The sequence below is a fragment of the Aminobacter sp. BE322 genome, from assembly GCF_050433525.1.
Taxonomy (GTDB): domain Bacteria; phylum Pseudomonadota; class Alphaproteobacteria; order Rhizobiales; family Rhizobiaceae; genus Aminobacter.
In genome coordinates, this window is the sequence record NZ_JBNPXB010000013.1 from 49,050 (window position 1) to 72,631 (window position 23,582).

At 66.4% G+C, this 23,582-nt stretch carries 22 protein-coding genes, 1 tRNA gene and 1 riboswitch; of the genes, 11 read left to right on the forward strand and 12 right to left on the reverse strand.

What is annotated here, in order from left to right:
- Positions 1–108: 108 nt before the first annotated feature.
- Positions 109–1,023 (reverse strand): ABC transporter substrate-binding protein, encoded by a 915-nt coding sequence (locus J2X50_RS17725; protein WP_429096903.1) that lies wholly within the window; start codon positions 1,021–1,023, stop codon positions 109–111.
- A 156-nt stretch (positions 1,024–1,179) separates the two neighbouring features.
- On the opposite strand from J2X50_RS17725, the gene J2X50_RS17730 reads away from it, so the two are divergent.
- The 3 genes from J2X50_RS17730 to J2X50_RS17740 are packed head-to-tail and all read left to right on the forward strand — an operon-like array spanning position 1,180 to position 3,305.
- Positions 1,180–1,983 (forward strand): substrate-binding periplasmic protein, encoded by an 804-nt coding sequence (locus J2X50_RS17730; protein WP_429096905.1) that lies wholly within the window; start codon positions 1,180–1,182, stop codon positions 1,981–1,983.
- Positions 1,984–2,010: 27 nt separating this feature from the next.
- Entirely contained in the window at positions 2,011–2,655 is a 645-nt protein-coding gene (locus J2X50_RS17735; RefSeq protein ID WP_429096908.1) for an ABC transporter permease subunit, read from the forward strand.
- Entirely contained in the window at positions 2,652–3,305 is a 654-nt protein-coding gene (locus J2X50_RS17740) for an amino acid ABC transporter permease (RefSeq protein ID WP_429096910.1), read from the forward strand. The genes J2X50_RS17735 and J2X50_RS17740 overlap by 4 nt, the downstream gene beginning before the upstream one ends.
- 64 nt (positions 3,306–3,369) lie before the next feature.
- On the opposite strand, the gene J2X50_RS17745 is transcribed toward J2X50_RS17740, so the two are convergent.
- Positions 3,370–4,620 carry a D-amino acid dehydrogenase gene (locus J2X50_RS17745; RefSeq protein WP_429096912.1) on the reverse strand — a complete coding sequence of 417 codons (1,251 nt, stop codon included), beginning with the start codon at positions 4,618–4,620 and terminating at the stop codon, positions 3,370–3,372.
- A gap of 146 nt (positions 4,621–4,766) precedes the next feature.
- Positions 4,767–5,756, reverse strand: coding sequence for a UDP-glucose 4-epimerase GalE (galE, locus tag J2X50_RS17750; RefSeq protein WP_429096915.1), 990 nt, complete (start codon positions 5,754–5,756; stop codon positions 4,767–4,769).
- A 258-nt stretch (positions 5,757–6,014) separates the two neighbouring features.
- Here galE and hemA point away from each other — a divergent pair, with 258 nt between their 5' ends.
- Positions 6,015–7,292 carry a 5-aminolevulinate synthase gene (gene hemA / locus J2X50_RS17755; RefSeq protein WP_429096917.1) on the forward strand — a complete coding sequence of 426 codons (1,278 nt, stop codon included), beginning with the start codon at positions 6,015–6,017 and terminating at the stop codon, positions 7,290–7,292.
- Positions 7,293–7,354: 62 nt separating this feature from the next.
- Here hemA and J2X50_RS17760 read toward each other — a convergent pair whose 3' ends face one another.
- Positions 7,355–8,521, reverse strand: coding sequence for a pyridoxal phosphate-dependent aminotransferase (locus tag J2X50_RS17760; protein WP_429096919.1), 1,167 nt, complete (start codon positions 8,519–8,521; stop codon positions 7,355–7,357).
- A gap of 114 nt (positions 8,522–8,635) precedes the next feature.
- Positions 8,636–9,058, reverse strand: a complete 423-nt coding sequence (mscL, locus tag J2X50_RS17765) for a large conductance mechanosensitive channel protein MscL (protein ID WP_429096921.1) — start codon at positions 9,056–9,058, stop codon at positions 8,636–8,638.
- A gap of 241 nt (positions 9,059–9,299) precedes the next feature.
- Here mscL and J2X50_RS17770 point away from each other — a divergent pair, with 241 nt between their 5' ends.
- Positions 9,300–12,794, forward strand: a complete 3,495-nt coding sequence (locus J2X50_RS17770) for a NahK/ErcS family hybrid sensor histidine kinase/response regulator (RefSeq protein ID WP_429096922.1) — start codon at positions 9,300–9,302, stop codon at positions 12,792–12,794.
- Positions 12,795–12,796: 2 nt separating this feature from the next.
- Here J2X50_RS17770 and J2X50_RS17775 read toward each other — a convergent pair whose 3' ends face one another.
- Positions 12,797–13,489: a response regulator gene (locus J2X50_RS17775; protein WP_429096925.1), complete on the reverse strand. Its 693-nt coding sequence runs from the start codon at positions 13,487–13,489 to the stop codon at positions 12,797–12,799.
- Positions 13,490–13,606: 117 nt separating this feature from the next.
- A complete protein-coding gene (locus J2X50_RS17780) occupies positions 13,607–14,041 on the reverse strand; it encodes a hypothetical protein (RefSeq protein WP_429096927.1) in 435 nt (144 codons plus the stop codon).
- Positions 14,042–14,154: 113 nt separating this feature from the next.
- Here J2X50_RS17780 and J2X50_RS17785 point away from each other — a divergent pair, with 113 nt between their 5' ends.
- Entirely contained in the window at positions 14,155–14,505 is a 351-nt protein-coding gene (locus J2X50_RS17785; RefSeq protein ID WP_429096928.1) for a DUF952 domain-containing protein, read from the forward strand.
- A complete protein-coding gene (locus J2X50_RS17790; RefSeq protein WP_429096929.1) occupies positions 14,502–15,578 on the forward strand; it encodes a quinone-dependent dihydroorotate dehydrogenase in 1,077 nt (358 codons plus the stop codon). Before J2X50_RS17785 ends, J2X50_RS17790 begins: the two co-directional genes overlap by 4 nt.
- Here J2X50_RS17790 and J2X50_RS17795 read toward each other — a convergent pair.
- Positions 15,554–16,912, reverse strand: coding sequence for an MATE family efflux transporter (locus tag J2X50_RS17795; protein WP_429096930.1), 1,359 nt, complete (start codon positions 16,910–16,912; stop codon positions 15,554–15,556). The genes J2X50_RS17790 and J2X50_RS17795 overlap by 25 nt on opposite strands.
- A 112-nt stretch (positions 16,913–17,024) precedes the next feature.
- Here J2X50_RS17795 and J2X50_RS17800 point away from each other — a divergent pair, with 112 nt between their 5' ends.
- Positions 17,025–17,921, forward strand: a complete 897-nt coding sequence (locus J2X50_RS17800) for a histone deacetylase family protein (RefSeq protein WP_429096933.1) — start codon at positions 17,025–17,027, stop codon at positions 17,919–17,921.
- A 1-nt stretch (position 17,922) separates the two neighbouring features.
- Here the strand turns inward: J2X50_RS17800 and J2X50_RS17805 are convergent, their stop codons facing one another.
- Positions 17,923–18,186, reverse strand: a complete 264-nt coding sequence (locus J2X50_RS17805) for a DUF6460 domain-containing protein (RefSeq protein WP_429096936.1) — start codon at positions 18,184–18,186, stop codon at positions 17,923–17,925.
- 144 nt (positions 18,187–18,330) lie between these two features.
- Between J2X50_RS17805 and J2X50_RS17810 the strand changes: the two genes are divergently transcribed.
- Positions 18,331–18,404 (forward strand) — tRNA-Gly (locus J2X50_RS17810).
- Between the two features lie 150 nt (positions 18,405–18,554).
- Here J2X50_RS17810 and J2X50_RS17815 read toward each other — a convergent pair.
- On the reverse strand, positions 18,555–19,334 hold the full coding sequence (locus J2X50_RS17815; RefSeq protein WP_429096938.1) for an ABC transporter substrate-binding protein: 780 nt from the start codon (positions 19,332–19,334) through the stop codon (positions 18,555–18,557).
- Between the two features lie 108 nt (positions 19,335–19,442).
- Positions 19,443–20,531, reverse strand: coding sequence for a 2'-deoxycytidine 5'-triphosphate deaminase (locus J2X50_RS17820; RefSeq protein ID WP_429096939.1), 1,089 nt, complete (start codon positions 20,529–20,531; stop codon positions 19,443–19,445).
- A gap of 149 nt (positions 20,532–20,680) precedes the next feature.
- Positions 20,681–20,758, forward strand: a riboswitch (SAM riboswitch).
- Between the two features lie 43 nt (positions 20,759–20,801).
- Here J2X50_RS17820 and J2X50_RS17825 point away from each other — a divergent pair.
- Positions 20,802–21,995, forward strand: a complete 1,194-nt coding sequence (locus tag J2X50_RS17825; protein WP_429096942.1) for an O-succinylhomoserine sulfhydrylase — start codon at positions 20,802–20,804, stop codon at positions 21,993–21,995.
- Between the two features lie 74 nt (positions 21,996–22,069).
- Here J2X50_RS17825 and J2X50_RS17830 read toward each other — a convergent pair whose 3' ends face one another.
- Positions 22,070–23,002 (reverse strand): DUF6454 family protein, encoded by a 933-nt coding sequence (locus J2X50_RS17830; RefSeq protein ID WP_429096943.1) that lies wholly within the window; start codon positions 23,000–23,002, stop codon positions 22,070–22,072.
- A gap of 186 nt (positions 23,003–23,188) precedes the next feature.
- Here J2X50_RS17830 and apaG point away from each other — a divergent pair, with 186 nt between their 5' ends.
- A complete protein-coding gene (gene apaG, locus J2X50_RS17835; protein ID WP_340036301.1) occupies positions 23,189–23,581 on the forward strand; it encodes a Co2+/Mg2+ efflux protein ApaG in 393 nt (130 codons plus the stop codon).
- The last annotated feature ends 1 nt before the right edge of the window (position 23,582 follow it).

Sequence of the window (23,582 nt, forward strand, 5' to 3'; positions counted from 1 at the left end):
CTGTCTCCTTGCCGCAGCGGATTTCGGCGCCAGCCTCGCCCGGCAGCCGGCGCCCGGTCAAGGTCAGCCGCGCGGCTGCGGGGACACGTCGCACGCGCGGCGGATTGGTCAGTTCTGGCAGATTTTGGCCGGCAGCCCCTCGGGAGACCTGCTTGCCTCGTCCCCAACGGAAAAGACGGCGCACTCCAGCGTGTTCGCCATCTTCTCGCCGTCGATCTCGAAGGCCATGGCGCTGTCGCCGTCGCGGAAGACCTGGTGGCTCAGGACCCATTCCAGCTGCGCCCTGACGATCGCCGGGTCGAGCCCGGGAGAGCGCTTGAGCACGGCGCGCACGCCGAGCTCGGGGGCCTTCAGGCAGTCGCGCCACGCCTGCCGCGTTATCGACCGCAGCTTGCCGGCCAGTGCGGGGTCGCGGTCCAGCACCGAATCGAGCGCGACCAGGGCGCTGGAATAGATGTCCAGTCCGTGGTCGGCGAAGTAGAGGAACTGCAATCCGCTGCTGTCGTGGCCGCGCATCTGCATGGCGAATTTCAGCGTCGCGTCGAAGCAGGTCGCGGCGAGCACGGCCCGCGTGGCGACCAGCCTGTCGCGCTCCTCCGGCTGCACGCCGAGATAGGTGTAGTCATCGGTCGCATGGCCGTTCTTGGCGAGCAGCAGCGGCAACAGCCGCGCCGAGGTGTCGCCGTTCGGCCCGCACAGGGTACTGCCCGACACGTCGGAGAGGGTGATGGGCCTGCCGTCCGCGATATAGCCCAGGCAGCATGGCGAATGTTCGTAGACCGGCAGCAGGCAGGTGATTTCCTGCTCGCCGCTGCGCAGGGCGCGCTCGAACACCGAGGATACGTCGCCGAAACCGATGTCGGCGGCGCCTTCGGCGAGGGCGCGTGTGACCTGCGAAGAGCTGAACCCCTCGACGAAGCTGCAGGCGAGCCCGAGGTCGGCGAAATAGCCTGCGTCCGCAGCGTGCAGGAACGGCGAGTTCTGTCCCTGGTAGAGGTGATTGAGTTTGAAGCGCAGGTCCATTTTCACAAGATTCCCGGACTTTGGAAAATGCCGCTCTTGAGAAACAGATTCTCCAGAAAGTATCCTATCGGTGGAGGCTACCGTCCTTGGTAGCCTCCCGGGTTTGCGATATAACCACCCCAACCGGTTTTCAAGCTGGCCACCAAAGGAGAGATCATGGGATTCGTGCGGACGGCGCTGCTGGCCATCATTGCGGCTTTCGGCATTAGCGCGGCGGGCGCGCAGGACTTCAAGGCCGGCCTCGTCAACGCCGACACGATAACGGTCGGCACCTCGGGATCGGCCCCGCCCTTCAGCATGACGAGCGCCACCGGCGAGCTCGAGGGCTTCGACATCGACGTCGTCAACCTGATCGCCAAGCAGCTCGGCGTCACCGCCAAGTTCGAGAAGCTCGACTTCGCCGGGCTTTTGCCAGGCCTCACTGCAGGCCGCTTCGACCTCATCGCCTCGGGCGTGACCCGCACGCCGGAACGCCTGGCCTCGAAGGACTTCTTCCTGCTCTCGCCCTACATCGTCAACGGCGTCGCCGTCACCCGCCGCGAAGCCGACAGCGCCATCACCGGCTGGAAGGACGTCTGCGGCAAGACCATGGGCGCGGTGCGCGGCGGCACCTTCCAGAAGGTCGCCAAGGAAAAGCTGCCGGCCGGCTGCGTCACCGAAAGCCGCGAATATCCCGGCGCGACGGAGCTGTTCCTCGATCTCGAAAACCGCCGCATCGACTTCGCCGCCCACGACTTCCTGGGGCCGAAATATCTCGCCAAATCGGGCAAGCTGACCGGCGCAGTCACCCTCGACGACCTGCTCTCGACCATCACCCAGAGCGTCGCCGTCAACAACAAGAACAAGCCGCTGGCCGACGCCATCGACGCCCAGTTCGAGACCTGGCGCAAGGACGGCACCCTGCAGGGCCTCGCCGACAAGTGGTTCGGCGCTTCGATCGACTGGTCGAAGGCGCAGTAGCCAGCCTTCCGGGAGGGGCGGCCGGACATGGAAATAGCGATTGCCTGGCTGCCGCGGTTGCTCACCGCGGCAGTGCTCACGATTGCGCTGTCGGCAGTGGTCTTCACATTGTCGGCAGCGTTCGGCCTGCTGCTGTCGCTCGTCCACTACGGCCGCGAGAAATCCTGGCTCCGGCGCGGCATCGAGGCGTTCAGCGCCTTCTTCCGCTCGGTGCCGGAGCTGGTGGTGCTGTTCCTGTTCTTTTTCGGCGGGCCGCAGATCGGCGTCGACTTCGGCCCTATCGGCTCGACCATCATCGCCTTTGCACTGGTCGGCATCGCCTTCGACTACCAGGTGTTCAAGGGCGCGCTGAAGGCCATCCCGTTCGGGCAGTTCGAGGCCGGCCTTTCGCTCGGCCTGCCCAAGAAAATCGTGTTCCTGCGCGTGCTGGTCCCGCAGATCCTGCCTTTGGCGCGCAAGGGCTGGATCACCTACGCCATCGGCACGGTCAAGCGCATGTCCATAGCCTCGGCGGTCTCGGTCAGCGAGATCCTCTACGTCACCAAGCAGGGCATCGCCGCCACCAACGCACCGTTCACCTTCCTGACGCTCGCAGTCGGCCTCTATATCCTGATCGTCACGCCGCTGCTCGTCTTCAACGAGCGCAAGCCGAAACAGGCGGTGGCGCGATGAACGTGCTGCTCGACCCGACCTACCAGCGCATGCTGCTCGACGGACTCGTGATGACGCTCGTCATCTCGGTGGTCGTCATCATCGTCTCGAACGTCATGGCACTGCCGCTCGCCATCTACATGCAGCGGCCCAATGGCGTGTTTCGGCGCGTCATCGTCGGCTACAGCTTCTTTGCCCGCGCGGCCCCCGTGCTGGCGCTGCTGTTTGCGCTCTATTACGGCCTGCCACGCCTCGGCATCTATCTCGAGCCGGTGCCGTCGGCGCTGATCGGCCTGATCTTCGCCTCGACCGCCTACAATCTCGAATTCCTGCGCTCGGGCTTCGAGAGCATCCCCGCCGGCCAGCTCGACGCGGCCAAGGCGCTCGGGCTCGGGCCGTTCGCGACCTACTGGAAGGTGATGATCCCGCAAGCCTACAGGCTCGCGGCACCGTCGCTGTTCTCCAACGCCATCCAGATGGTCAAGGGCAGCTCGCTTGCCAGCCTCGTCGCCATCGACGAGCTGACGGCGGCCTCGACCGTCATCATCTCCGAGACCTACAAGGCGATCGAGGTGCTGCTCGTCGTGTCGGTGTTCTACCTGCTGATCGCGGCCGTCATCATCGGCCTGCAATACGCCTACGAATCCCGCCAGGCCTTCGGACGCCGCTAAGCGGCGCATCGACTGGCGCAATTCCGGACGGAAAACCGCTTCACGGTTTTCCTAAGATTGCTGGTCAGCCCCTGTAGACCAGCCCCTCGGGATCGATCTCCGGCTTGCGGCCCGCCACCAGGTCGGCCAGGAACCTGCCCGAGCCGCAGGCCATGGTCCAGCCGACATGGCCGTGGCCGGTGTCGAGATAGAGGCCCTTGTAGCGGGCCGGGCCGATCACCGGCACCGAGCCCGGCATCATCGGCCTGAGCCCGGCCCAGACCTCGGCCTTGGCCGGATCGAAGGCACCGGGGAACAGCTCCTTGCCGGTCTCGAACAGGCGGGTGAAGTCGGACGGCTTGTGGCTGCGGTCGAAACCGGTGAACTCCGCCGTCGAAGCCAACCTGAGGCGATCGCCGAGGCGCGAATAGGCGACCAGCCGGTCCTCGTCGACGCCGCCCATGGTCGGTCCCTTCGACGGATCGTCCATGGTCACGGTCGCGGTATAGCCCTTCACCGGATAGACCGGCAGGTCGATGCCGTTGCGCCGGCCGATGAGCCCGCTCTCCGGCCCCATGGCGATGACCACGGCATCGGCGTTCAGCCGGCCGGCGGAGGCCTTCACGCCGACGACGCGGTCGCCCTCGACGATCAGGTCCTCGACCGTCGTGTCGAACATGAACTTCGCGCCCAGCTTCTGCTCGGCATGGGCGGCTAGCGCCTCGACGAACATGCGGGAATCGCCGGTCTGGTCCATTGGCGAGAAGACGGCGCCGGCAATGCCGTCCCTGGCGGCGGCAAGCCCCGGCTCGAGCTCGGCCATGCGGTTGCGGTCGACGACCTCGATGTCGAGGCCATGCTCGGCAAGGAAGCCGTACATCGCAGCGCCATGCTCCAGGCTCTGCTGCGAGCGGAAGAAATACATGATGCCGCGGGCGCGCTGGTCGTAGCCGATGCCGGTCTCGGAGGTGATCTCGTTGATGCAGAGGCGCGAATAGAGCGCCAGCCTGAGCTTCGCCCTGGTGTTCTCGCGCACCCGGGCATTGGTGCACTGGAGCAGGAAGCGGAAGCTCCAGGCGTAGAAATAAGGATCGAGCCCGAGCCGTACCTTGATGCCGAGGTCCGGCGTGTAGAGCGACTTGATGAAGGTCTTGAGCGCCGCCGGCGAGGCCCAGGCGGTGGCGTCCCCGGGCGACACCAGGCCGGCATTCGAATAGCTCGTCCCCCGCGCGGCCTGCGCGTGGCGTTCGACGACCGTCACCTCGTGACCGTCGCGGGCCAGGTAATAGGCGGCCGCCGTTCCGACCACGCCCGCGCCGAGAACCAGGATCTTCATTCCGTACCTTGATTGACACCGGGCTCTGAGCGGGAACCCATGACCGCCGGGAACTCAGTTCCGCGGGTGCACGACTAGCGCTTCCTCCCCCGAATTTCGAGGGAGGAAGGGCAAGATTCCACTAAGCCAGCGCCAAGCGGCCGGCGTCAGGCCGAGTTCTTGCGGCTCAGCAGGCTTTCCCAGTTGAGCGCGTCGCGCACGATGCCGTCGAGATCGTCACGGGTAGGCGTCCAGCCGAGCTCCTTGCGCGCAAGGTCGGCGTTCGCCACCACCGAGGCGGCATCGCCGGCACGGCGGGGACCGGTCTCGACGGCGAAGTCCGCGCCGTGCACGCGCCGTACGCTGTCGATCACCTCGAGCACCGAATAGCCGTGGCCGTAGCCGCAATTGGCGACGAGGTTCCCTTCACCCGCGCGCAACCGCTGCAGCGCAAGCCGATGCGCCGCGGCCAGGTCGGAGACGTGGATGTAGTCGCGCACGCAGGTGCCGTCGGGCGTCGCATAGTCGGTGCCGAAGACCTGCATCGACGCCCGCTTGCCGAGCGCGGTCTCGGAAGCCACCTTGATCAGGTGCGTTGCGCCCTTGGTCGACTGGCCCGTGCGTCCCTTGGGATCGGCGCCGGCGACGTTGAAATAGCGCAGCGCCGTGTAGCGCAGCGGATGCGCGGCGGCCGCGTCGCGCAGCATCCATTCGCTCATCAGCTTGGACAGGCCATAGGGCGACTCGGGCGCGAGCCGGGCGTCCTCGCTCACCGGCTCTACTCCGGCCGCGCCATACACGGCAGCGGTGGACGAGAAGATGAAGTGCTTCACGCCGCAGCTGACCGCCGTCTCGATCAGGCTGCGGGTCTTGCAGGTGTTGTTGTCGTAGTAGCCGAGCGGGTCGGCGACCGATTCCGGCACCACGATGGACCCGGCGAAATGGATGATCGCGTCGACGCCGTTCTCCCCGATCAGCTTGCCGACGAGTTCGCTGTCGGCGACATCGCCCCTGACGAGCTTGGCCTCCGGCGCCACCGCCCAGTCGAAGCCGGTCGAGAGCCGGTCCAGCACGACGACCTGTTCGCCGGCGTCGAGCAGTTCCCAGACCATATGGCTGCCGATATAGCCCGCGCCGCCCGTCACCAAAACCGCCATCTATGCCTCCATATGCCGACTCGTGGGCCTCCTCTGTAGCGCGAAAGGTCCGTCGAATACGAGGCATGCCCGAACACAATCGATGAACGCAGGCAATGCGCGCCGCATCGCTGCGGCGCGCTTGATCTGCATCAACGACGCCGCCGCCGGCGGATGGTCTTTGACAAGCGTCGAGGGCGTGGCATTTTGACCGGTGTCGGTCGATGGACGCCGAACCGGCCGTTGATTATGCTCACGGCGAAAAATTGGGACGTCGAGATGAACTACCAGCGGTTTTTCGAAGAAGCGATCGACCAGATCCACGCCGAGCGCCGTTACCGTGTATTCGCCGATCTGGAGCGCATCGTCGGAAAATTCCCGCGCGCCATATGGCGGTCCAACGGCAAGGCCCAGGAGATCACCGTCTGGTGCTCCAACGATTACCTCGGCATGGGCCAGCACCCCGACGTTGTATCGGCCATGCAGCACGCGGCCGGCAACATGGGCACCGGTGCCGGCGGCACCCGCAACATCTCCGGCAACAACCACCCGCTGGTCGAGCTCGAACTCGAGCTCGCCGACCTGCACGGCAAGGAAGCCGGCCTCGTCTTCACTTCGGGCTTCGTCTCCAACGAGGCGGCGATCTCGACCATCGGCCGGCTGCTGCCGAACTGCCTCATCCTGTCGGACGAACTCAACCACGCCTCGATGATCGAGGGCGTGCGCCGCTCCGGCGCCGAGAAGAAGATCTTCCGCCACAACGACGTCGCCCATCTCGAAAGCCTCTTGCAGACGGCCGGCCGCGAGCGGGCCAAGCTGATCGTGTTCGAGAGCGTATATTCGATGGACGGCGACATCGCGCCGATCGAGGCCATCGCCGACCTCGCCGAGAAGTACAATGCCATGACCTATATCGACGAGGTCCATGCGGTCGGCATGTACGGCCCGCGCGGCGGCGGCATCACCGAGCGCGAGGGCCTGGCGCATCGCATCGACATCATCGAGGGCACGCTCGCCAAGGCGTTCGGCACGCTCGGTGGCTACATCACCGGCACCCGCTCCGTGATCGACGCCGTGCGCTCCTACGCGCCGGGCTTCATCTTCACCACGGCGCTGCCGCCGGCGATCGCCGCCGCGACCACCGCATCGATCCGGCATCTCAAGAATTCGCAGGCCGAGCGCGACGCCCAGCAGCGCCAGGCGACACGCGCCAAGCACGTGCTGGCCGAAGCAGGCCTGCCGGTGATGGAATCGGCCACCCACATCGTGCCGATCCTGGTCGGCGACCCCGAGCTCTGCAAGATGGCCACCGACCGCCTGCTCGGCGTGCACGGCATCTATATCCAGCCGATCAACTATCCGACCGTGCCGCGCGGCACAGAGCGCCTGCGCATCACGCCGACGCCGTTCCACGACGACGGCCTGATCGAGACGCTGAAGGATGCCTTGATCGAGACCTGGAACGCGCTCGGCATACCCTATCGCACCGAGGGCCACACCGAGGTCGCCAAGAGCGAGCGCATCGTGCCGCTGCTGGTGCCCAAATCCGGCGGCTGACCGACAGTTAGCCGAACCCAACAAAAAAGGCCCGGAGCGGTTTCGCTTCCGGGCCTTTTTCGTCAGAGGTCCCTGATCCACTTCGCCAGGCGGTGCGCCGCCTCCTCGACCTGGTCGAGGCGGCGGTGGAAGCAAAGCCTGAGGAAGCCCTCGCCGCCTGCACAGAATGCCGTGCCCGGCGCCAGGCCGACCAATGCCTTGTCGACGATGTCGAAGGCGGCCCGCTCGGCGTCCTTCATGCCGTCCACCGCGAAGAACAGGTAGAACGCGCCCGGCGGCACGCTGAACCGCACCCTGCCCGTCTCGCCCAGAACCCGGCAGACGATGTCGCGCGCCTTTCTTGCCCGCGTCACCTGCTCGGCGATGAAGCCGTCGCCCTCGTCGAGGGCGGCGATCGCGCCGCGCTGCAGGAACTGCGCGACGCCCGACGTCGAATACTGCACCAGGTTCTCGAACATGCGGCTGAGCGAAGGATGCGTCTTCAGCCAACCGACGCGCCAGCCGGTCATCGCCCAGTTCTTCGAGAAGGTGTTGACGAACAGGATCTTGTCCTCGGGCTCCATGATGTCCATGAAGGACGCCGCCCGGCCGCCGCCATAATAGAACAGTGCGTAGATCTCGTCCGCGACGATCCAGAGGCCGTGCTTGCGGGCGAGGTCGAGGATCGCCTGCAGGGTCTCGCGGTCGGCGGTCCAGCCCGTCGGGTTGGACGGCGAATTGACGAAAATGACCTTCGTGCGCGGGGTGATCGCAGCCGCGATCTTCTCCACGTCGCAGGACCAGCCGTTGTCGGTCATGTCGAGCAGCACCGGCACGGGCCTCGCGCCGGCAATCCCCGCCGCACCGGCGAAATTCGGCCAGGCCGGGGCGAGATAGATCGCCTCGTCGCCGGTGCCGGACGTCGCCTGCAGCGCCATGGTGATCGCCTGCATGCCGCCGATGGTGACGATGAATTCGTCTGCGCCGAAATCCCTGCCGAAATGGCGCGTGTGGTAGCGCGCAATCGCCTGGCGCAGCTCCGGAATGCCGGCCTGCCAGGTGTAGAAGGTTTCGCCGTTGGCGAGCCCGCGGCTGGCGGCATCGCTGATGAAGGCCGGCGTCGGCATGTCGCTCTCGCCGGCCCAGAGCGGGATCAGGCCGGCACGGTCGCGGCCGTAATTGGCCACCGCCTCGATGCCGCTCACCGGCGCGAGACGGGCTTCGGGGCGAACCATATCGATGAGGCTCATGATCATCCCAGGCTAGGAGTTGCTGCTAGCACCAACTCCTAGCGCGCCGCTGGCAACGAAAAAACCCCCGGTGGACCAGCCACGCGGGGGTTTTCGGCATGCCAGCGAAAGACGTTACTTCTTGGCCAGCAGATCGCGGATCTCGGTGAGCAGCACCACGTCGGCAGGCGGCGGTGCGGCCGGTTCGGCTGCCTTTTCCTTTTCCAGCCTCTTGCGCATCGTGTTCACCGCCTTGACCATCAGGAAGATGATCCAGGCCAGGATCAGGAAGTTGATGACGACGGTGAAGAAGTTGCCGTAGGCGAATACCGCGCCCTGCTTCTTCGCCTCTTCCAAGGTCACCGCCGTGACCGACGACGACAGCGGCAGGAAGTAGTTGGAGAAGTCGAAGCCGCCGAAGACGGCACCAACGACCGGCATGATGATGTCGCCAACCAGCGACGACACTATCAATCCGAAGGCGCCGCCGATGATCACGCCGACGGCCAAGTCCATCACGTTGCCCTTGGAGATGAACTCCTGGAATTCCTTTAGCATAGAACCCTCCTTGTGCGATCTGCAGAAAGGCGAATCGTCCCCCGCCATCCGTCGCCGAGCGCCGCCACCATAGCAAAAACCTCCGCGTGCAAAACCCGTCAATGCAACGACAGCGTACAAGCCGGACCAGACCCTGCGGAAAGCCTCTAGGCGACAAGGATAATGGACTTGGCTTGCAAGCTGTGATTGCCTCCGGCGGAAGGGCCCGGGAAGCGGCCCGGATCCGGAGAAGGCGCTCGACGTGCAAGGCCTGGCTATCGTCTTCATCGCCATCGCCTATGTGTCGCTGCTGTTCGCCATTGCGAGCATCGGCGACCGCCGTGCCGCCGGCTGGGCGCCCGGCCGGCCACGGCCGTTCATCTATGCGCTGAGCCTTGCCATCTACTGCACCTCCTGGACGTTCTTCGGCTCGGTGGGTCTCGCCTCGGAACGCGGACTCGAATTCCTCGCCATCTATATCGGCCCGGTGCTGGTATTCATGTTCGGCTTCCCGCTGCTCAGCCGCGTCATCAAGCTCGCCAAGGCCGAAAAAATCACTTCCATCGCCGATTTCCTCGGCGCCCGCTACGGCAAGAGCTTCACCGTCGCCTCCATCGCCACGCTGATCGCCACCGTGGGCGCGGTGCCCTATATCGCCCTCCAGCTCAAGGCGATCTCGGGGTCGGTCAGCCTGATGGTCGAGCACTACACCGGCTCGCCGCCGTCCTTCGATCCGTTCGTCAGCGACATCTCGCTGGTCGTGGCTCTGCTGCTCGCGCTGTTCGCGGTTTTGTTCGGCACCCGCCATGCCGACGCCACCGAGCATCAGAACGGGCTGGTGCTTGCGGTCGCGGTCGAGTCCATCGTCAAGCTCGTGGCGTTCCTGGCCGTCGGCCTGTTCGTCACCTTCGGCCTGTTCGGAGGCCCCGGCGACATGTTCAAGAGTTTCGCCGCCAATACCCAGGCGACAGACGCCATGGGCTACGGCACGTCGCTCGGCACCTGGCTGGTCGTCACGGTCATGAGCGGCTTCGCCATCGTCATGCTGCCGCGCCAGTTCTACGTGATGATCGTCGAGAACCGCAGCGACAGCGAGCTGCGCACGGCGGCTTGGGTTTTTCCGGCCTACCTGGTCGCCATCAACCTGTTCGTTCTGCCGATCGCCTTTGCCGGCCTCGCCATCGTCGGCGGTGGCACCACGGGCGACCTCTACGTGCTGTCGCTGCCCTTGTTCGAAGGCTACGACTTCCTGGCGATGGTCGCCTTCATCGGCGGCCTGTCCGCCGCCACCGCCATGGTCATCGTCGAGAGCGTGGCGCTGTCGATCATGATCTCCAACGACCTGGTGATCCCGATCTTCGTGCGCCGCCTGATCAACACAAAGTCCGGCAATACCGAGGACTGGTCGGCGATCATCCTCAACATCCGCCGCGCCTCGATCTTCATCATCCTGTTCGTCGCCTTCCTCTACTACCGCGAAAGCACCAACAGTACGCGGCTCTCCTCGATCGGCCTGATGTCGTTCGCGGCCATCGCCCAGTTCGCGCCGGCCCTCATCGGCGGCCTGATCTGGCGGCGCGCCAATGCCCGCGGCGCGGCCCTCGGCATGACTGCCGGCATCGCCACCTGGTTTTACACCCTGCTCTTGCCTTCGCTCGCCTCGCCCGGCGCCTCGATCATCTCCGACGGCCTGTTCGGCATCGAGGCGCTTCGCCCGCAGTCGCTCTTCGGCACCGTGGCCGAGCCGCTCAACCATGGCGTCCTCTGGAGCCTCGCCGTCAATACGCTGTTCTTCGTGCTCGGTTCGCTGTCGCGCGCATCCGTGCCGCTCGAACGCATCCAGGCGTCGATCTTCGTGCCGCGCGACACGAGCCCGATGCCGAGCCTGCGCCGCTTCCGCACGGCGATCACCGTCAACGACCTCAAGGACACGATCGCCCGCTACCTCGGCGTCGAGCGCACCGAACGCTCGTTCCAGACCTTCCAGAACGAGAGCGGCAGCAAGCTCGTCGGCAACGAGCAGGCGGGCATGGACGTCATCCGCTTCTCCGAGCAGCTGCTCGCCAGCGCGGTCGGCTCATCGTCGGCCCGGCTGATCCTGTCACTCCTGTTCAAGCGCGGCGACAACTCCGCCAAGGACACGTTCCGCCTGCTCGACGACGCCACCGAGGCGCTGCAGCACAATCGCGACCTGCTGCAGATCGCGCTCGACCAGATGGAACAGGGCATCACCGTCTTCGACCAGGACTTCAGGCTGATCTGCTGGAACCGGCAATACCGGTCGCTGTTCGACCTGCCGGACGACATGGGCCAGGTCGGCGTCTCGATCGACCGCATCCTCGGCTACCTCGTGGCGCGCGGCGACATTGCGCAGGCCTCGCGCCTGACCGCGCTCAACCGCCTTACCGGCTTCGGCGGACCATGGCAGATCGAACTCAAGACGAGTGGCCGCATCATCGAGATGCGCTCCAACCCGATGCCCGACGGCGGCATCGTGGCGACCTACACCGACATCTCGGCGCGCGTCGCCGCCGACCTCGCGCTCAAGCGCGCCAACGAGTCGCTCGAGCAGCGGGTGAAGAGCCGCACCGCCGAACTCACCCGCGTCAACGAGGAGCTGGCGCAGGCGCAGATGCTCGCCGAGGAGGCCAATCTCGGCAAGACGCGCTTCCTTGCCGCCGCCGGCCACGACATCCTGCAGCCGTTGAACGCCGCTCGCCTCTACTGCTCGTCGCTGATCGAGAAGGCCGGCAAGGGGACGACCGGCCAGGCGGCGCGCAACATCGAATCCTCGCTCGAATCCGTCGAGACGATCCTGGGTGCGGTGCTCGACATTTCGCGCCTCGACGCGGGTGCGATGAAGCCGGCCGAGTCCGCCTTCCGCCTCGACGGCCTGCTGCGCCAGATCGGCACCGACTTCCAGCCCATGGCGCGCGCCAAGGACCTCGACCTCGTCATCGTGCCGTCGCGGCTCGCGGTCGAGACCGACCGCAACCTCCTGCGCCGGCTGATCCAGAACCTGGTCTCAAACGCCATCAAATACACACGCTCGGGACGCATCCTCGTCGGCGTCAGGCGGCGGGGCGAGCTCGCCGAGATCCAGGTCATCGACACGGGCATCGGCATCGCCGCCGACAAGCTCGGCACCGTCTTCAACGAGTTCACCCGCCTCGACGACGGCGTGCGCGAAGCGCAGGGGCTGGGTCTCGGCCTATCGATCGTCGACCGCATCGCGCGCGTGCTGAAGCTCGAGATCCGCATCCATTCGCTCAAGAACAAGGGCACGCGCTTCTCGGTCATCCTTCCGGTCACCATCGCCGAGGCTCTGCCGGCCGCCTCGGCCGCGCGGCCGCGCGTGCAGGCGGGTGCGGTGCTCGACGGCCTCCGGGTGATCTGCATCGACAACGACGCCCGCATCCTCGAAGGCATGCGCCTGCTGCTCGAAGGCTGGGGCTGCGCGGTGCGCACCTATTCGGGCACGGCCGAGTTCGCTGCAGCCGCCACGGACGGCCCTGCGCCGGAGGTCATCCTCGCCGACTACCATCTCGACGGCGAGAACGGCCTCGACGTCATCCAGGCCCTGCGCGCCAGCTTCGGCGAAACCACCCCCGCCGTGCTCATCACCGCCGACCGCTCGAACGAGGTGCGCGCGGCCGCCGACGCGATCGACGTCGTCGTGCTCAACAAGCCGCTGAAACCGGCCGTGCTCAGGACGCTGATGAACCGCATGCGGCGGATGGCCCACGCCGCGGAATAGGCTCAGGAGGCGATGCGCGGCTCGCTGCCGATCTTGGAGAGCAGGATCACCGCCTGGGTGCGGCTGTCGACGCCGAGCTTCTGCAGGATGGCCGAGACATGCGCCTTGATGGTCGCCTCCGACACGCCGAGCTCGTAGGCGATCTGCTTGTTCAACAGCCCTTCGGCCAGCATGCCGAGCACGCGCGTCTGCTGCGGCGTCAGCGATTGCAGGCGCTTGATGAGATCGGAAATCTCGGGGTCGCGCTCGACGCCCAGGTCGATGTCGCTCGGCGCGATGATTTCGCCCGACAGCACCGTCTCGATCGCCTCGCGGATCTCGTCCATGCTCGCCGACTTCGAGATGAAACCCGAAGCGCCGAGCTCCAGCGCGCGGCGGATGGTTTCCGGATCGTCGGTGGCCGAAACGATGACGACCGGAACCGTGGCATGGACGCCGCGCAGCGAGATCAGCCCCGACAGGCCGCTCGCGCCCGGCATCGAAAGGTCGAGCAGCACGATGTCCAGGTCGTCATTGGCGGCGACGATCGCCTTGACGCTTTCGAAATCGCCGGCCTCGAGCACGCTCGACACGTCGGCCAATCCGGCAATGGCCTGCTTGAGCGCGCCCCGAAACAGCGGATGATCGTCTGCGATGACGAACTTGTGGCCTGCCGACAATTGTCCCTCCCGAGATCCCGGCCATCTGCGCGCCATGGACCGTCGGGCGCGATTATGCGGCCCGGTGGCGTCTTTTCAAGCAGTTAAACGGAAGTCGGGCCTCCAGAATGCGCTTCATGCGCAACTTTCGGGCATCGGCGGGCGGTCGGCGGTTCAAGTCCGGTCGGGCGCCGGCGCCGGCTTGCCTGTCTTTTCGTTCTCGAAGTCCTTCACGATGCCCAGGAAGCTGCGGAAGAAGCGCTCCATGTAGCCCATCGTCTTCTCGAACTCCTCCTCGCTCGGCAGGGTCGATTCGAATTTCTGGGCCAGCGAGCCCTCGAGCTTGACGACACGCTGGTCGAGATCCTTCAGCTCGGTCTGCAGCCGGTCGATCTCGTCCTGCAGTGCCGAGCGCTCGTCGGCGGCCAGCTTGCAGACGAGTTGGCCGTCGCGGTCCTCGCAGATCGACATCTCGCCGGTCTGCGTGTCCATGCGCACGTAGCCCTTCTCCGTCTTCTCCATCTGGTAGCGCTGGACCTCGGCTGCCGAGGCGTTCCCCATGCCCAGGCCGGCCAGCAGCGGAACGAGCAGGATTGCACTCTGGCGCATGGCATTCTCCATTTTCGACCCGGGGCCATTGTCGCGCCCCAATAGGCCCAAATTACGGTGGGGCGAGGCTTGCCGCCCTTCCACGCATGATGCTTTCAGCCTATAGCGCCCGTATGACGAAGACCATCTACAAGATCTGCCCCGAGCCGCTGTGGCGCGACGCCGAGCGCAAGGGGGTTTTCGAGGGCGCCACGGTCGATCTGGCCGACGGCTTCATCCATTTCTCGACCGCCGGACAGGTCAGGGAAACGGCGGCAAGGCACTTCGCCGGCCAGGCCGGCCTGCTCCTGGTCGCCATCGACGCCGATAGCCTCGGCGCGGCCTTGAAATACGAGGTCTCGCGTGGCGGCGCCCTGTTCCCGCATCTCTACGCCCCGCTCCAGACGGCAGCCGCCGTCTGGGCCCGGCCGCTGCCGCTCGAGGCAGACGGCAGCCACGACTTTCCGGAGCTCGAACGGGAATGAACGCACTCGACCGGCTTGGACGCCACCTGCTCTTCGGCTTCGATCCGGAGGCCGCGCACGGGCTGTCGATCAAGGCGCTGCGTTGCGGCCTGCCGGTCGGCGGGCGCGCGCCGCTGGATGCCCGGCTCAGGGTCAGGGTCGCCGGCCTCGACTTCCCCAACCCGCTCGGCATGGCCGCCGGCTACGACAAGAACGCCGAGGTGCCCGATGCGCTGCTCGGCCTCGGCTTCGGCTTCGCCGAGGTGGGCACGGTGACGCCGCTGCCGCAGGCCGGAAACCCCAGGCCGCGCATCTTCCGCCTCGTCGAGGACGACGCCGTCATCAACCGGCTCGGCTTCAACAACGAGGGCCACGACGCCGCCGAGCGGCGGCTTGCGGCGCGCGCCGGACGCCCAGGCATCGTCGGCGTCAACATCGGCGCCAACAAGGACAGCGCCGACCGGATCGCCGACTACGTCATCGGCGTGAAGCGCTTTGCCCGCCACGCCTCCTATCTGACGGTCAACATCTCGTCCCCCAACACGCCCGGCCTGCGCAACATGCAGGCGCGGGAGCAGCTGGCCGAGCTATTGGCCAGCGTCATGATCGCCCGCGCCGAGACCGGCCAGGCGGTGCCGATCTTCCTCAAGATCGCGCCCGACCTGCACGAGGCCGAGCTTGAGGACATCGCCGCCGAGGTGACCGAAAAGGCCATCGACGGCATCATCGTCTCAAACACCACCATCACGCGGCCGCCGCTGCGCAGCCCGGTCCATACCGGCGAAACCGGCGGCCTCTCCGGCAAGCCGGTGTTTGCTCGCTCCACCGCGGTGCTCGCCCGCATGCGCAAGCTGGTCGGCCCCGAGCGCGCGATCATCGGCGTCGGCGGGGTGGATTCCACCGACACCGCGCTCGAGAAGATCCGCGCCGGCGCCGACCTCGTGCAACTCTATACCGGCATGGTCTATGCCGGGCCGTCGCTGCCGGCGCGCATCGTCCGCGGCATGTCCGACTTTGCCCGGCGCGAGGGCCTCAAGAGCATCGCCGAACTGCGCGACAGCAAGCTCGATCAGTGGGCCGCGGCACCGCTGTGAAAGGCCGTGCGCGCCCGCGGCCGCAGCAATGCGAGCAGCGACAGGCCGCGCGCGATCAGGAACAGATGCAGCGAAGCCCATAGGCCGGCATTGCCGAAGACGGCCGGTAGCGTCGCCAGCGCGGTCACGAACACCAGCAGCGACAGCAGCATCATGTTGCGCATGTCGCGCGACCAGGCGGCCCCTATGAAGACGCCGTCCATCTGGAAGGCGAGGACGCCGCTCAGGGCGGTGAAGGCCGCCCAGGGCAGGAACGCCATCGCCACGGCACGCACATCCTCCGCCGTCGAGATCATCGCGACGAAGCTGCCGCCGAAGGCGAGCAGGACGAGCGCCATGACACCGGCCATCGCGAAGCCCCAGACCGAGCAGAGGCGGACGGCCTTGCGGAAGGCCGGCTCGTAGCGGGCGCCGATCGCCCGTCCGGCAAGCTGCTCGGCCGCGGTGGCGAAGCCGTCGAGGAAGAAACTCGCGACGAGGAAGAAGTTCATCAGCACGGCGTTGGCCGCGAGCGTCGCGGTGCCGAACTGCACGCCCTGGCGGGTGAACAGCGCAAAGGCCGCGAGCAGCGCAAAAGAGCGGATCATGATGTCGCGGTTGAGCCCGAACAGCCGGCGGAACGCCTTGCCGTCGAAGATGCGGGCGCGCGCCAGCGGCGGCTGCCGGCCGAACCGCCGCATGAGCACGGCGAGCCCGAGAACAGAGCCTGCCACCTCGCCGCCCACCGCCGCCCAGGCCACGCCCTCGACGCCCCAGCCCAGCTCCAGCCCGAGGAGGATGGACAGCACGATGTTGACGCCGTTGAGCGTAGCCTGCAGCAACAGGCCAAAACCGCCCTCGCCGCGGCCGAGCACATAGCCGAGCACGGCGTAGTTGACGAGCGCGAACGGCGCCCCCAGCATGCGGATGCGGACATAGGCGTCGAGCGTCTGGCTGACGCGCGGCTCGGCCGACATGAACCATTGCCCGGCGAGCGACGTCAGCGGCGCCGCAAGCATCAAAAGCATGCCGGCGACCACGGCGATCACCGTCGCCCGCCAGAACACGGCCTGCTGCTCGGCATCGTCGTCGCGGCCGACGGCCTGGGCCACCAGGGCCGTGGTACCGGCGCGCAGGAAATTGAAGCTGGTGAAGACGACGTCGAAGGCGACGGCGCCCGCGGCCAGTCCGCCGAGCAGGGCCGCATCGCCGAACTGCCCGACCACCGCCGTGCCGACCACGCCGATGAGCGGCGTCGTCAGATAGGCGAGCGTCATCGGCACGGCGATCGCCAGCACCGTCCTGGTGGTCACGTCGAAAGCAGCTGTATGCGTGGCCCTGGACGCAGCGTCCACCGTCTCCCCTCCCCAGGCATGATTCCCGTCAGCTGCGCAGTTGGACCGGTTTCTTCGCCCCGCGCAACCGTCTAACCTGGCCGGACAATTCATTGCGCCGCACTGGTTCAGCATGCCGCTTCAGATCGTCAGCCACCCGGATTACGACGCCGGCTTCTCGCCGGATCACCGTTTCCCGATGGGCAAATACACTCGGCTCATGGAGCGCCTCGCCGAGCTGGGCCTGACGGCCGGCCTCAACCGTCCCGAGCCGATCTCGCCCGAATGGCCGCGGCTCGCGCATGACGACGGCTATGTCGGGCAGGTGCTGGCCTGCGCGGTGCCGCCGCACATCGAGCGCGAGATCGGCTTTCCCGTCGGCGAACGGGTGTCGCGCCGCGCCCAGCTCGCCGCCGGCGGGACGCTGCTGGCGGCGCGGCTGGCGCTCGACCACGGCATCGCCTGCAACACGGCCGGCGGCAGCCACCATGCCAGGCGCTCGCAGGGCGCCGGCTTCTGCACCTTCAACGACGTCGCGGTCGCGGCACTGGCGTTGCTCGCCGAGCGGCGGGTCGAGAACATCCTCGTCGTCGACCTCGACGTTCACCAGGGCGACGGCACCGCGGAGATCCTCGCCGGCGTGGCCGGAACCTTCACCTTCTCCATGCATGCCGAGAAGAACTATCCAGTGCGCAAGGTCGCCTCCAGCCTCGACATCGGCCTGCCCGACCGCACCGGCGACGATGCCTATCTGGCGACGCTGTCGGAGGCGCTCGGCAGCCTGTCGGCGATGCGCCGCTGGGACCTCGTCTTCTACAATGCCGGCGTGGACCCGCACCGCGACGACCGGCTCGGCCGCCTCGCCCTGAGCGACGACGGCCTGCGCCGGCGCGAGCGTCTGGTCATCGAGCATTTCCGCGCGGCCGCCGCGCCGCTCTGCGGCGTCATCGGCGGCGGATATTCGACCGACGTCGCCGCGCTCGCCGAACGCCACGCGATCCTGTTCGAGACGGCCGCCGGCTTCGCCTGAGCTATTTGCGGTAGCTGAAGAGCCTGAGGACGACGAAGGCCGGGATGACGATCGCGGCGCCCAGCAGGATGTAGCCGAGGAAGCGGTCGATGGCGCGGAAGCCCATGCGCCAGATGTCGAGGAAGAAATCGCGGATGCCGTAGAGCACGTCCCAGGGCGACCAGCCGAAGGCATTCATCACGATGCCGACCAGGAAGGAGATGACCAGGAGCTTGATAAACACCCGAAGCGGGGTGTCGCCGAGAAAACGCGCCAGTCCGTTCAAGCTCAGTCTCCTGCGATTCTAGGTCCTACCCCCGAATATCGCGATTGCGCCGCGCGCTTCAAGATGCGGCACCGGGGCATATCGGCGAAGATCTCGTCGAGTGCCATTGCCGAGCGGGATGCGCGATGCTAACCAAGTGCGCGCGCGGGTATGATGTAATGGTAGCCTGTCAGCTTCCCAAGCTGAACGCGCGGGTTCGATTCCCGCTACCCGCTCCAGCTTTCAAATCAAGGCCTTGAGCCCGTTCGACGCCCCGCGCTCATTCCGGTTTTACTGCCGTCGTTGCGGAATCGGTTCCCACGTGCGAGACGCGCCACGGGGAGCGGGTGCCGCAGGCCAGCGGCACCCTGTTTCGAGGCTCCAGCCGATCAATCCTTGCCGTAGATGTCGAAGTCGAAATACTTGGCGTTGATCTTGGCGTAGGTGCCGTCGGCCACGATCGCGGCGATGGCCGCATTCAGCTTCTCGCGCAGCGGGTCGCCCTTGCGCACGGCGATACCGGTCAGGGACTCCGTGCCCTTGAGGTCGCCGACCAGCTTGCAGCAGTCGTTGCCGGTGGTCTTCATCCAGTCGACCAGCACAAACTTGTCGGACACCACCGCATCGAGACGCCCGTTGGTCAGGTCGGCCATGGCTTCGTCCTGCGTCGGATAGAGTTTCACGTCGGCGCCGGCCTTGGCATACTTGTCCTCGGCGTAGATGGCCTGGGTGGTCGAGGCCTGAGCGCCGACGGTCTTGCCGTTGAGCGCGTCCGGCTCCGGCGAGGTCAGGGTCGTGTCCTTCAGCGCCACCAGCGCCAGCGGCGTGGTGTAGTACTTGTCGGTGAAGTCGACCTGCTGCTTGCGCTCCTCGGTGATGGTCATCGAGGCGATGATGGCGTCGAACTTGCCGCCCTGCAGTGCCGGGATGATGCCGTCCCAGTCCTGCGTGACCCACTCGCACTCCACCTTCATCTGGGCGCAGAGCGCATTGCCGACGTCGATGTCGAAGCCGGCCAGCTTGCCGTCGGCCGTCAGGGTGTTGAAGGGCGGATAGGCGCCTTCCGTGCCCAGCTTGAGCTTGCCGCCTTCCTGCGCCGAGGCGGCGCCGACGCTCAGCAGAAGGGCCGCCAATGCGGCGGAGCATGCCAATCTTCTGGAAATCTGCATTTTCGTCTCCGTTGTCGAACCACTCTTTTCTTGGCGAGTGTTCCCACCTTTCAGCCAATCACAGAGGCCGGCAACGGACAAGCAAAGTCTTGACAAGGCCGGGCTACCTTAGGTCATGCGGAAGTGCTTGGACAACTTGAGGCCCTGCGCCTGGTAGTTGGAGCCGAGGTCGGAGCCGTACAGCGCGCGCGGGCGTGCCAGCATGTGCTCGTAGACGAGGCGGCCGACGATCTGGCCATGTTCGAGGATGAACGGCACCTCGTGGCTGCGCACCTCGAGCACGGCGCGGCTGCCGGTGCCGCCGGCGGCGGAATGGCCGAAGCCCGGGTCGAAGAAGCCGGCATAGTGGACGCGGAATTCGCCCACCAGCGGATCGAAGGGGGTCATCTCCGCGGCGTAGAGCGGCGGCACGTGCACGGCCTCGCGGCTGACGAGGATGTAGAATTCGTCCGGGTCGAGCACCAGTTCGCCCGAACCGTGGTTGTAGATCGGCTCCCAGAAATCGACGACCGCCTGAGCGGCACGCTTGTCGACGTCGACCAGGCCGGTGTGGTGTTTGCCGCGATAGCCGACGATGCTGCCCGGCTCGCCGCCGAGGTCGATGGAGAGCGCTATGCCGCCGCCCGAAATGTTGGGCGGATCGATGGCCACCAGCCGATCGGAGGCATGCAGCGCATGCAGCTCGGCCTCGGACAATAGCGCATTGCCCTTCCTGAAGCGGATCTGCGACAGGCGCGAGCCCTTGCGCACGACGATCGGGAAGGTGCGCGGGCTGACCTCGAGATAGAGCGGGCCGACATAGCCGGCCGGGATCTTGTCGAACTCCTGGCCGCGGTCGGTCATGACGCGGGTGAAGATGTCGAGCCGGCCGGTCGAGCTCTTGGGGTTGGCCGAGGCCGAGATGTCGGCAGGCAGGTTGAGCGCCTCCTGCAGCGGCACGATGTAGACGCAGCCGGTCTCCAGAACGGCGCCGTCGGCCAGGTCGATCTCGTGCAGCTTGAGCCGGTCGAGCTTGGCCTGCACCAGATGCCCCGGCCCCGGCAGGAAGCTGGCGCGCACGCGAAAGGCTTTGGCGCCGAGGCGCAGGTCGAGGCTCGCCGGCTGGACCTGGTCAGCCTCGAGAGGTGGCGCGGCCAGCGCGCCCGAAGCGAACAAAGCCGCGATGTCCTGGTCAGGAAGAATGCCCGACTGCCGCATTGGCCAACTCCTCTACAACGCCGGCCCGACCGTGCGGCAAGGACGCTGCGGCGCTCGATGCCCATGGACCCGGCCTTCGGACCATGCGCGTGGCCCAAAACGTTTAGTCGAGCCCGCGATTGACGCAAGCCGGGCTTGGGTCTAAAGGACCTTTATCCCGTGGTGATTTGGCCGGTCGGCTTGCAGCCACGTTAAACAAGTCGCTAAAGGGCCGCAGTTGGACCGGTTTGCGACTTCTCGCGGCCGGTTTTTTTGTATTTGGAAGTCGCTATGACCACCGACAAGACACGCAACTGGAACCCCCAGACCACCCTCGTCCACGGCGGCACGCTCCGCTCGGAATTCGGCGAGACGTCCGAAGCCATCTACCTGACCCAGGGCTATGTCTACGACAGCGCCGAAAGCGCCGAGGCGCGCTTCAAGGGCGAGACGCAGGGCTTCATCTACTCGCGCTACGCCAACCCGACCGTCGACATGTTCGAGAAGCGCATGTGCGCCCTCGAAGGCGCCGAGGACGCCCGCGCCACCGCCTCGGGCATGGCCGCGGTCGCCGCCGCCATCCTCTGCAGCCTCAAGGCCGGCGACCACATCGTCGCCGCACGGGCGCTGTTCGGTTCCTGCCGCTGGATCGTCGAGACGCTGGCGCCCAAGTACGGCATCCAGGCGACGCTGGTCGACGGCACCAGGATCGAGAACTGGGAAAGGGCTCTCCAGCCCAACACCAAGCTCTTCTTCCTCGAAAGCCCGACCAACCCGACGCTCGAGGTGGTCGACATCGCCGCCGTGGCCCAGCTCGCCAACTCGATCGGGGCGCGCGTCGTCGTCGACAACGTCTTCGCCACGCCGATGCAGCAGAAGCCGCTCGAACTCGGCGCCCACATCGTCGTCTACTCGGCCACCAAGCACATCGACGGCCAGGGCCGCTGCCTGGGCGGCGTGATCCTCTCCGACAAGAAGTGGATCGACGAGAACCTGCACGACTATTTCCGCCACACCGGTCCGAGCCTGTCGCCGTTCAATGCCTGGACGCTGCTCAAGGGCCTGGAGACGCTGCCGCTGCGCGTTCGCCAGCAGACCGAGACCGCCGGCAGGATCGCCGACTTCCTCGCCGGCCGGCCGGAAGTTTCGCGCCTCATCTATCCGGGCCGCGCCGACCACCCGCAGGCCGACATCGTTCGGAAGCAGATGAAGGGCGGTTCGACGCTGATCTGCTTCGACGTCAAGGGCGGCAAGAAAGCGGCCTTCGCCTTCGAGAATGCGCTCCGGATCATCCTGATCTCGAACAATCTCGGCGACTCCAAGAGCCTGATCACCCATCCGGCGACCACCACGCACAAGAACCTCACCGACGAGGCGCGCGCCGAACTCGGCATCGACGACGGCACGCTGCGCCTGTCGGTCGGCCTCGAAGACGCCGACGACCTGCTCAACGACATCGGCGATGCGCTGAAGGCCACCCGCTGAAGCCGGCAGGCAGGCAGAGCAGGAAGACAAGCAAGGGGTGCTCCGGTCGACCGGGGCGCCCCTTTTCTTCCGTCCTACGGCAGCTTGGTCTCGTAGACGTAGAGCTTGGTCTCGTTGTCCTCGGGCGCCGCAATCAGGCGGATGCCGGTTTCGGTCTTCTCGACCAGCACCGGATTGCCGGTGATCGACTTGCCCTTCTCCGTCCAGATCTGCACGGGTACCTGGAACAGGGGACGGCCTTGCTTGAGGTCGATCACGTCGATGCCACCGAGGCGGAACAGCTGTCCGTCCGGGCCCGGACGGTACTCGGTCAGGCCGGTGCAGACCGCCTGGCCCGGCTTCGCCAGCCCGCAGTCCTGATAGTCGATATAGTGCGAGGGATTGAGCGTGCGGGTCTTTTCGGGGTCGAGCGCCGCGTCCGGCACGGTAAGGTCCTCGGTCACCTTCCAGGTGTAGAAGCGGCGCGAACCCCAGCTGACGGCATGCAGCGTGCCCTGCTCGGCATCGTAGACGACGCCGCCGATGTGGTCGGGGAAGCGGAAGACCTCGGTGGCTTCCAGCGTCTGCGGATCGACGCGGTAGATGATCGACTTGCTGTTCGGGCGGTATTCGGCGACCGGCACCCACAGCCAGCGGCCGTCGTAGTCGATGCCGCCGGGATGGTAGATGGCCCCTTCGCCGAGCTTCACCTGGCCGATGAGCTTGCCGTCGGCGTCGAGCTTGAACAGATGCCCGGCGCCCTTGCCCTCGTCGCGGTCCAGGCCGTTCTGCGGCGTCTCGTATTTCTTGGTGCGCTCGATGATCTCGACCGACGACATGAACAGGGAGTCGCCGACGCGCGCAAAGCCTTGCGGATGGAAGGTGTCGAAGCCGAGCATCGAAGACTTGACGAGTGTCCACTCCGTGCCCCGGGTCAGCTTGCCGATGCTGTCTGCCAGGTCGGCGGCGCGGGCGGCCGTGCCGGCCAGGCAGACGGATGCGAGGAGGAGCGTGAAGAGACGTTTCATTGCAGTGATTCCTTGTCGATGGACGACGCGGAAATTCACGCGCGCGCATGACGCGCGGGTGACACATGGGTGTCGGTTATGCGAAACCCCGCCATGCGCCGATCACATTCGGCGTGGACAAGTCGATCAGTTGTTGACCGCCCGCGACAAGGGGCGGACCCTAGCGTGAAGGTCATGGAGCGCAGCATGTATCGCGCGGTCACCCGAAACATCGCCGTCGAGGTCGAGCCGTTCTACCTCGAGGAGCGGTCGGACCCTTCCGAGAACCACTACGTCTGGGGCTATCGCGTCACCATCGAGAACAATTCGGACGAGTTCGTCCAGCTCCTGTCGCGCTACTGGCACATCACCGACGCAGCCGGCAAGATCGAGGAGGTGCGCGGCCCAGGCGTCGTCGGCGACCAGCCCGAGCTCAACCCCGGCGACAGCTATCAATACACGTCGGGCTGCCCGCTCTCGACGCCGTCGGGCATCATGGTCGGGCGCTACACCATGCGCAACGAGGCGGGCGAGCTGTTCGACATCGCGATACCCGCCTTCTCGCTCGACCTGCCCAATGTACGGCACCGGCTGAACTGAG

Excerpts from the sequence above, each read along its gene's own strand:
- J2X50_RS17785 (WP_429096928.1), top strand. The coding sequence starts at position 14,155 with ATGACGAAGACCATCTACAAGATCTGCCCCGAGCCGCTGTGGCGCGAC.
- J2X50_RS17740 (WP_429096910.1), top strand. The coding sequence starts at position 2,652 with ATGAACGTGCTGCTCGACCCGACCTACCAGCGCATGCTGCTCGACGGA.
- J2X50_RS17825 (WP_429096942.1), top strand. The coding sequence starts at position 20,802 with ATGACCACCGACAAGACACGCAACTGGAACCCCCAGACCACCCTCGTC.
- J2X50_RS17735 (WP_429096908.1), top strand. The coding sequence starts at position 2,011 with ATGGAAATAGCGATTGCCTGGCTGCCGCGGTTGCTCACCGCGGCAGTG.
- J2X50_RS17745 (WP_429096912.1), bottom strand. The coding sequence starts at position 4,620 with ATGAAGATCCTGGTTCTCGGCGCGGGCGTGGTCGGAACGGCGGCCGCC.
- J2X50_RS17820 (WP_429096939.1), bottom strand. The coding sequence starts at position 20,531 with ATGCGGCAGTCGGGCATTCTTCCTGACCAGGACATCGCGGCTTTGTTC.
- galE (WP_429096915.1), bottom strand. The coding sequence starts at position 5,756 with ATGGCGGTTTTGGTGACGGGCGGCGCGGGCTATATCGGCAGCCATATG.
- J2X50_RS17760 (WP_429096919.1), bottom strand. The coding sequence starts at position 8,521 with ATGAGCCTCATCGATATGGTTCGCCCCGAAGCCCGTCTCGCGCCGGTG.
- J2X50_RS17780 (WP_429096927.1), bottom strand. The coding sequence starts at position 14,041 with ATGCGCCAGAGTGCAATCCTGCTCGTTCCGCTGCTGGCCGGCCTGGGC.
- J2X50_RS17815 (WP_429096938.1), bottom strand. The coding sequence starts at position 19,334 with ATGCAGATTTCCAGAAGATTGGCATGCTCCGCCGCATTGGCGGCCCTT.
- J2X50_RS17800 (WP_429096933.1), top strand. The coding sequence starts at position 17,025 with ATGCCGCTTCAGATCGTCAGCCACCCGGATTACGACGCCGGCTTCTCG.
- hemA (WP_429096917.1), top strand. The coding sequence starts at position 6,015 with ATGAACTACCAGCGGTTTTTCGAAGAAGCGATCGACCAGATCCACGCC.
- J2X50_RS17830 (WP_429096943.1), bottom strand. The coding sequence starts at position 23,002 with ATGAAACGTCTCTTCACGCTCCTCCTCGCATCCGTCTGCCTGGCCGGC.
- J2X50_RS17775 (WP_429096925.1), bottom strand. The coding sequence starts at position 13,489 with ATGGCGCGCAGATGGCCGGGATCTCGGGAGGGACAATTGTCGGCAGGC.
- J2X50_RS17725 (WP_429096903.1), bottom strand. The coding sequence starts at position 1,023 with ATGGACCTGCGCTTCAAACTCAATCACCTCTACCAGGGACAGAACTCG.
- mscL (WP_429096921.1), bottom strand. The coding sequence starts at position 9,058 with ATGCTAAAGGAATTCCAGGAGTTCATCTCCAAGGGCAACGTGATGGAC.
- J2X50_RS17730 (WP_429096905.1), top strand. The coding sequence starts at position 1,180 with ATGGGATTCGTGCGGACGGCGCTGCTGGCCATCATTGCGGCTTTCGGC.
- J2X50_RS17790 (WP_429096929.1), top strand. The coding sequence starts at position 14,502 with ATGAACGCACTCGACCGGCTTGGACGCCACCTGCTCTTCGGCTTCGAT.
- apaG (WP_340036301.1), top strand. The coding sequence starts at position 23,189 with ATGTATCGCGCGGTCACCCGAAACATCGCCGTCGAGGTCGAGCCGTTC.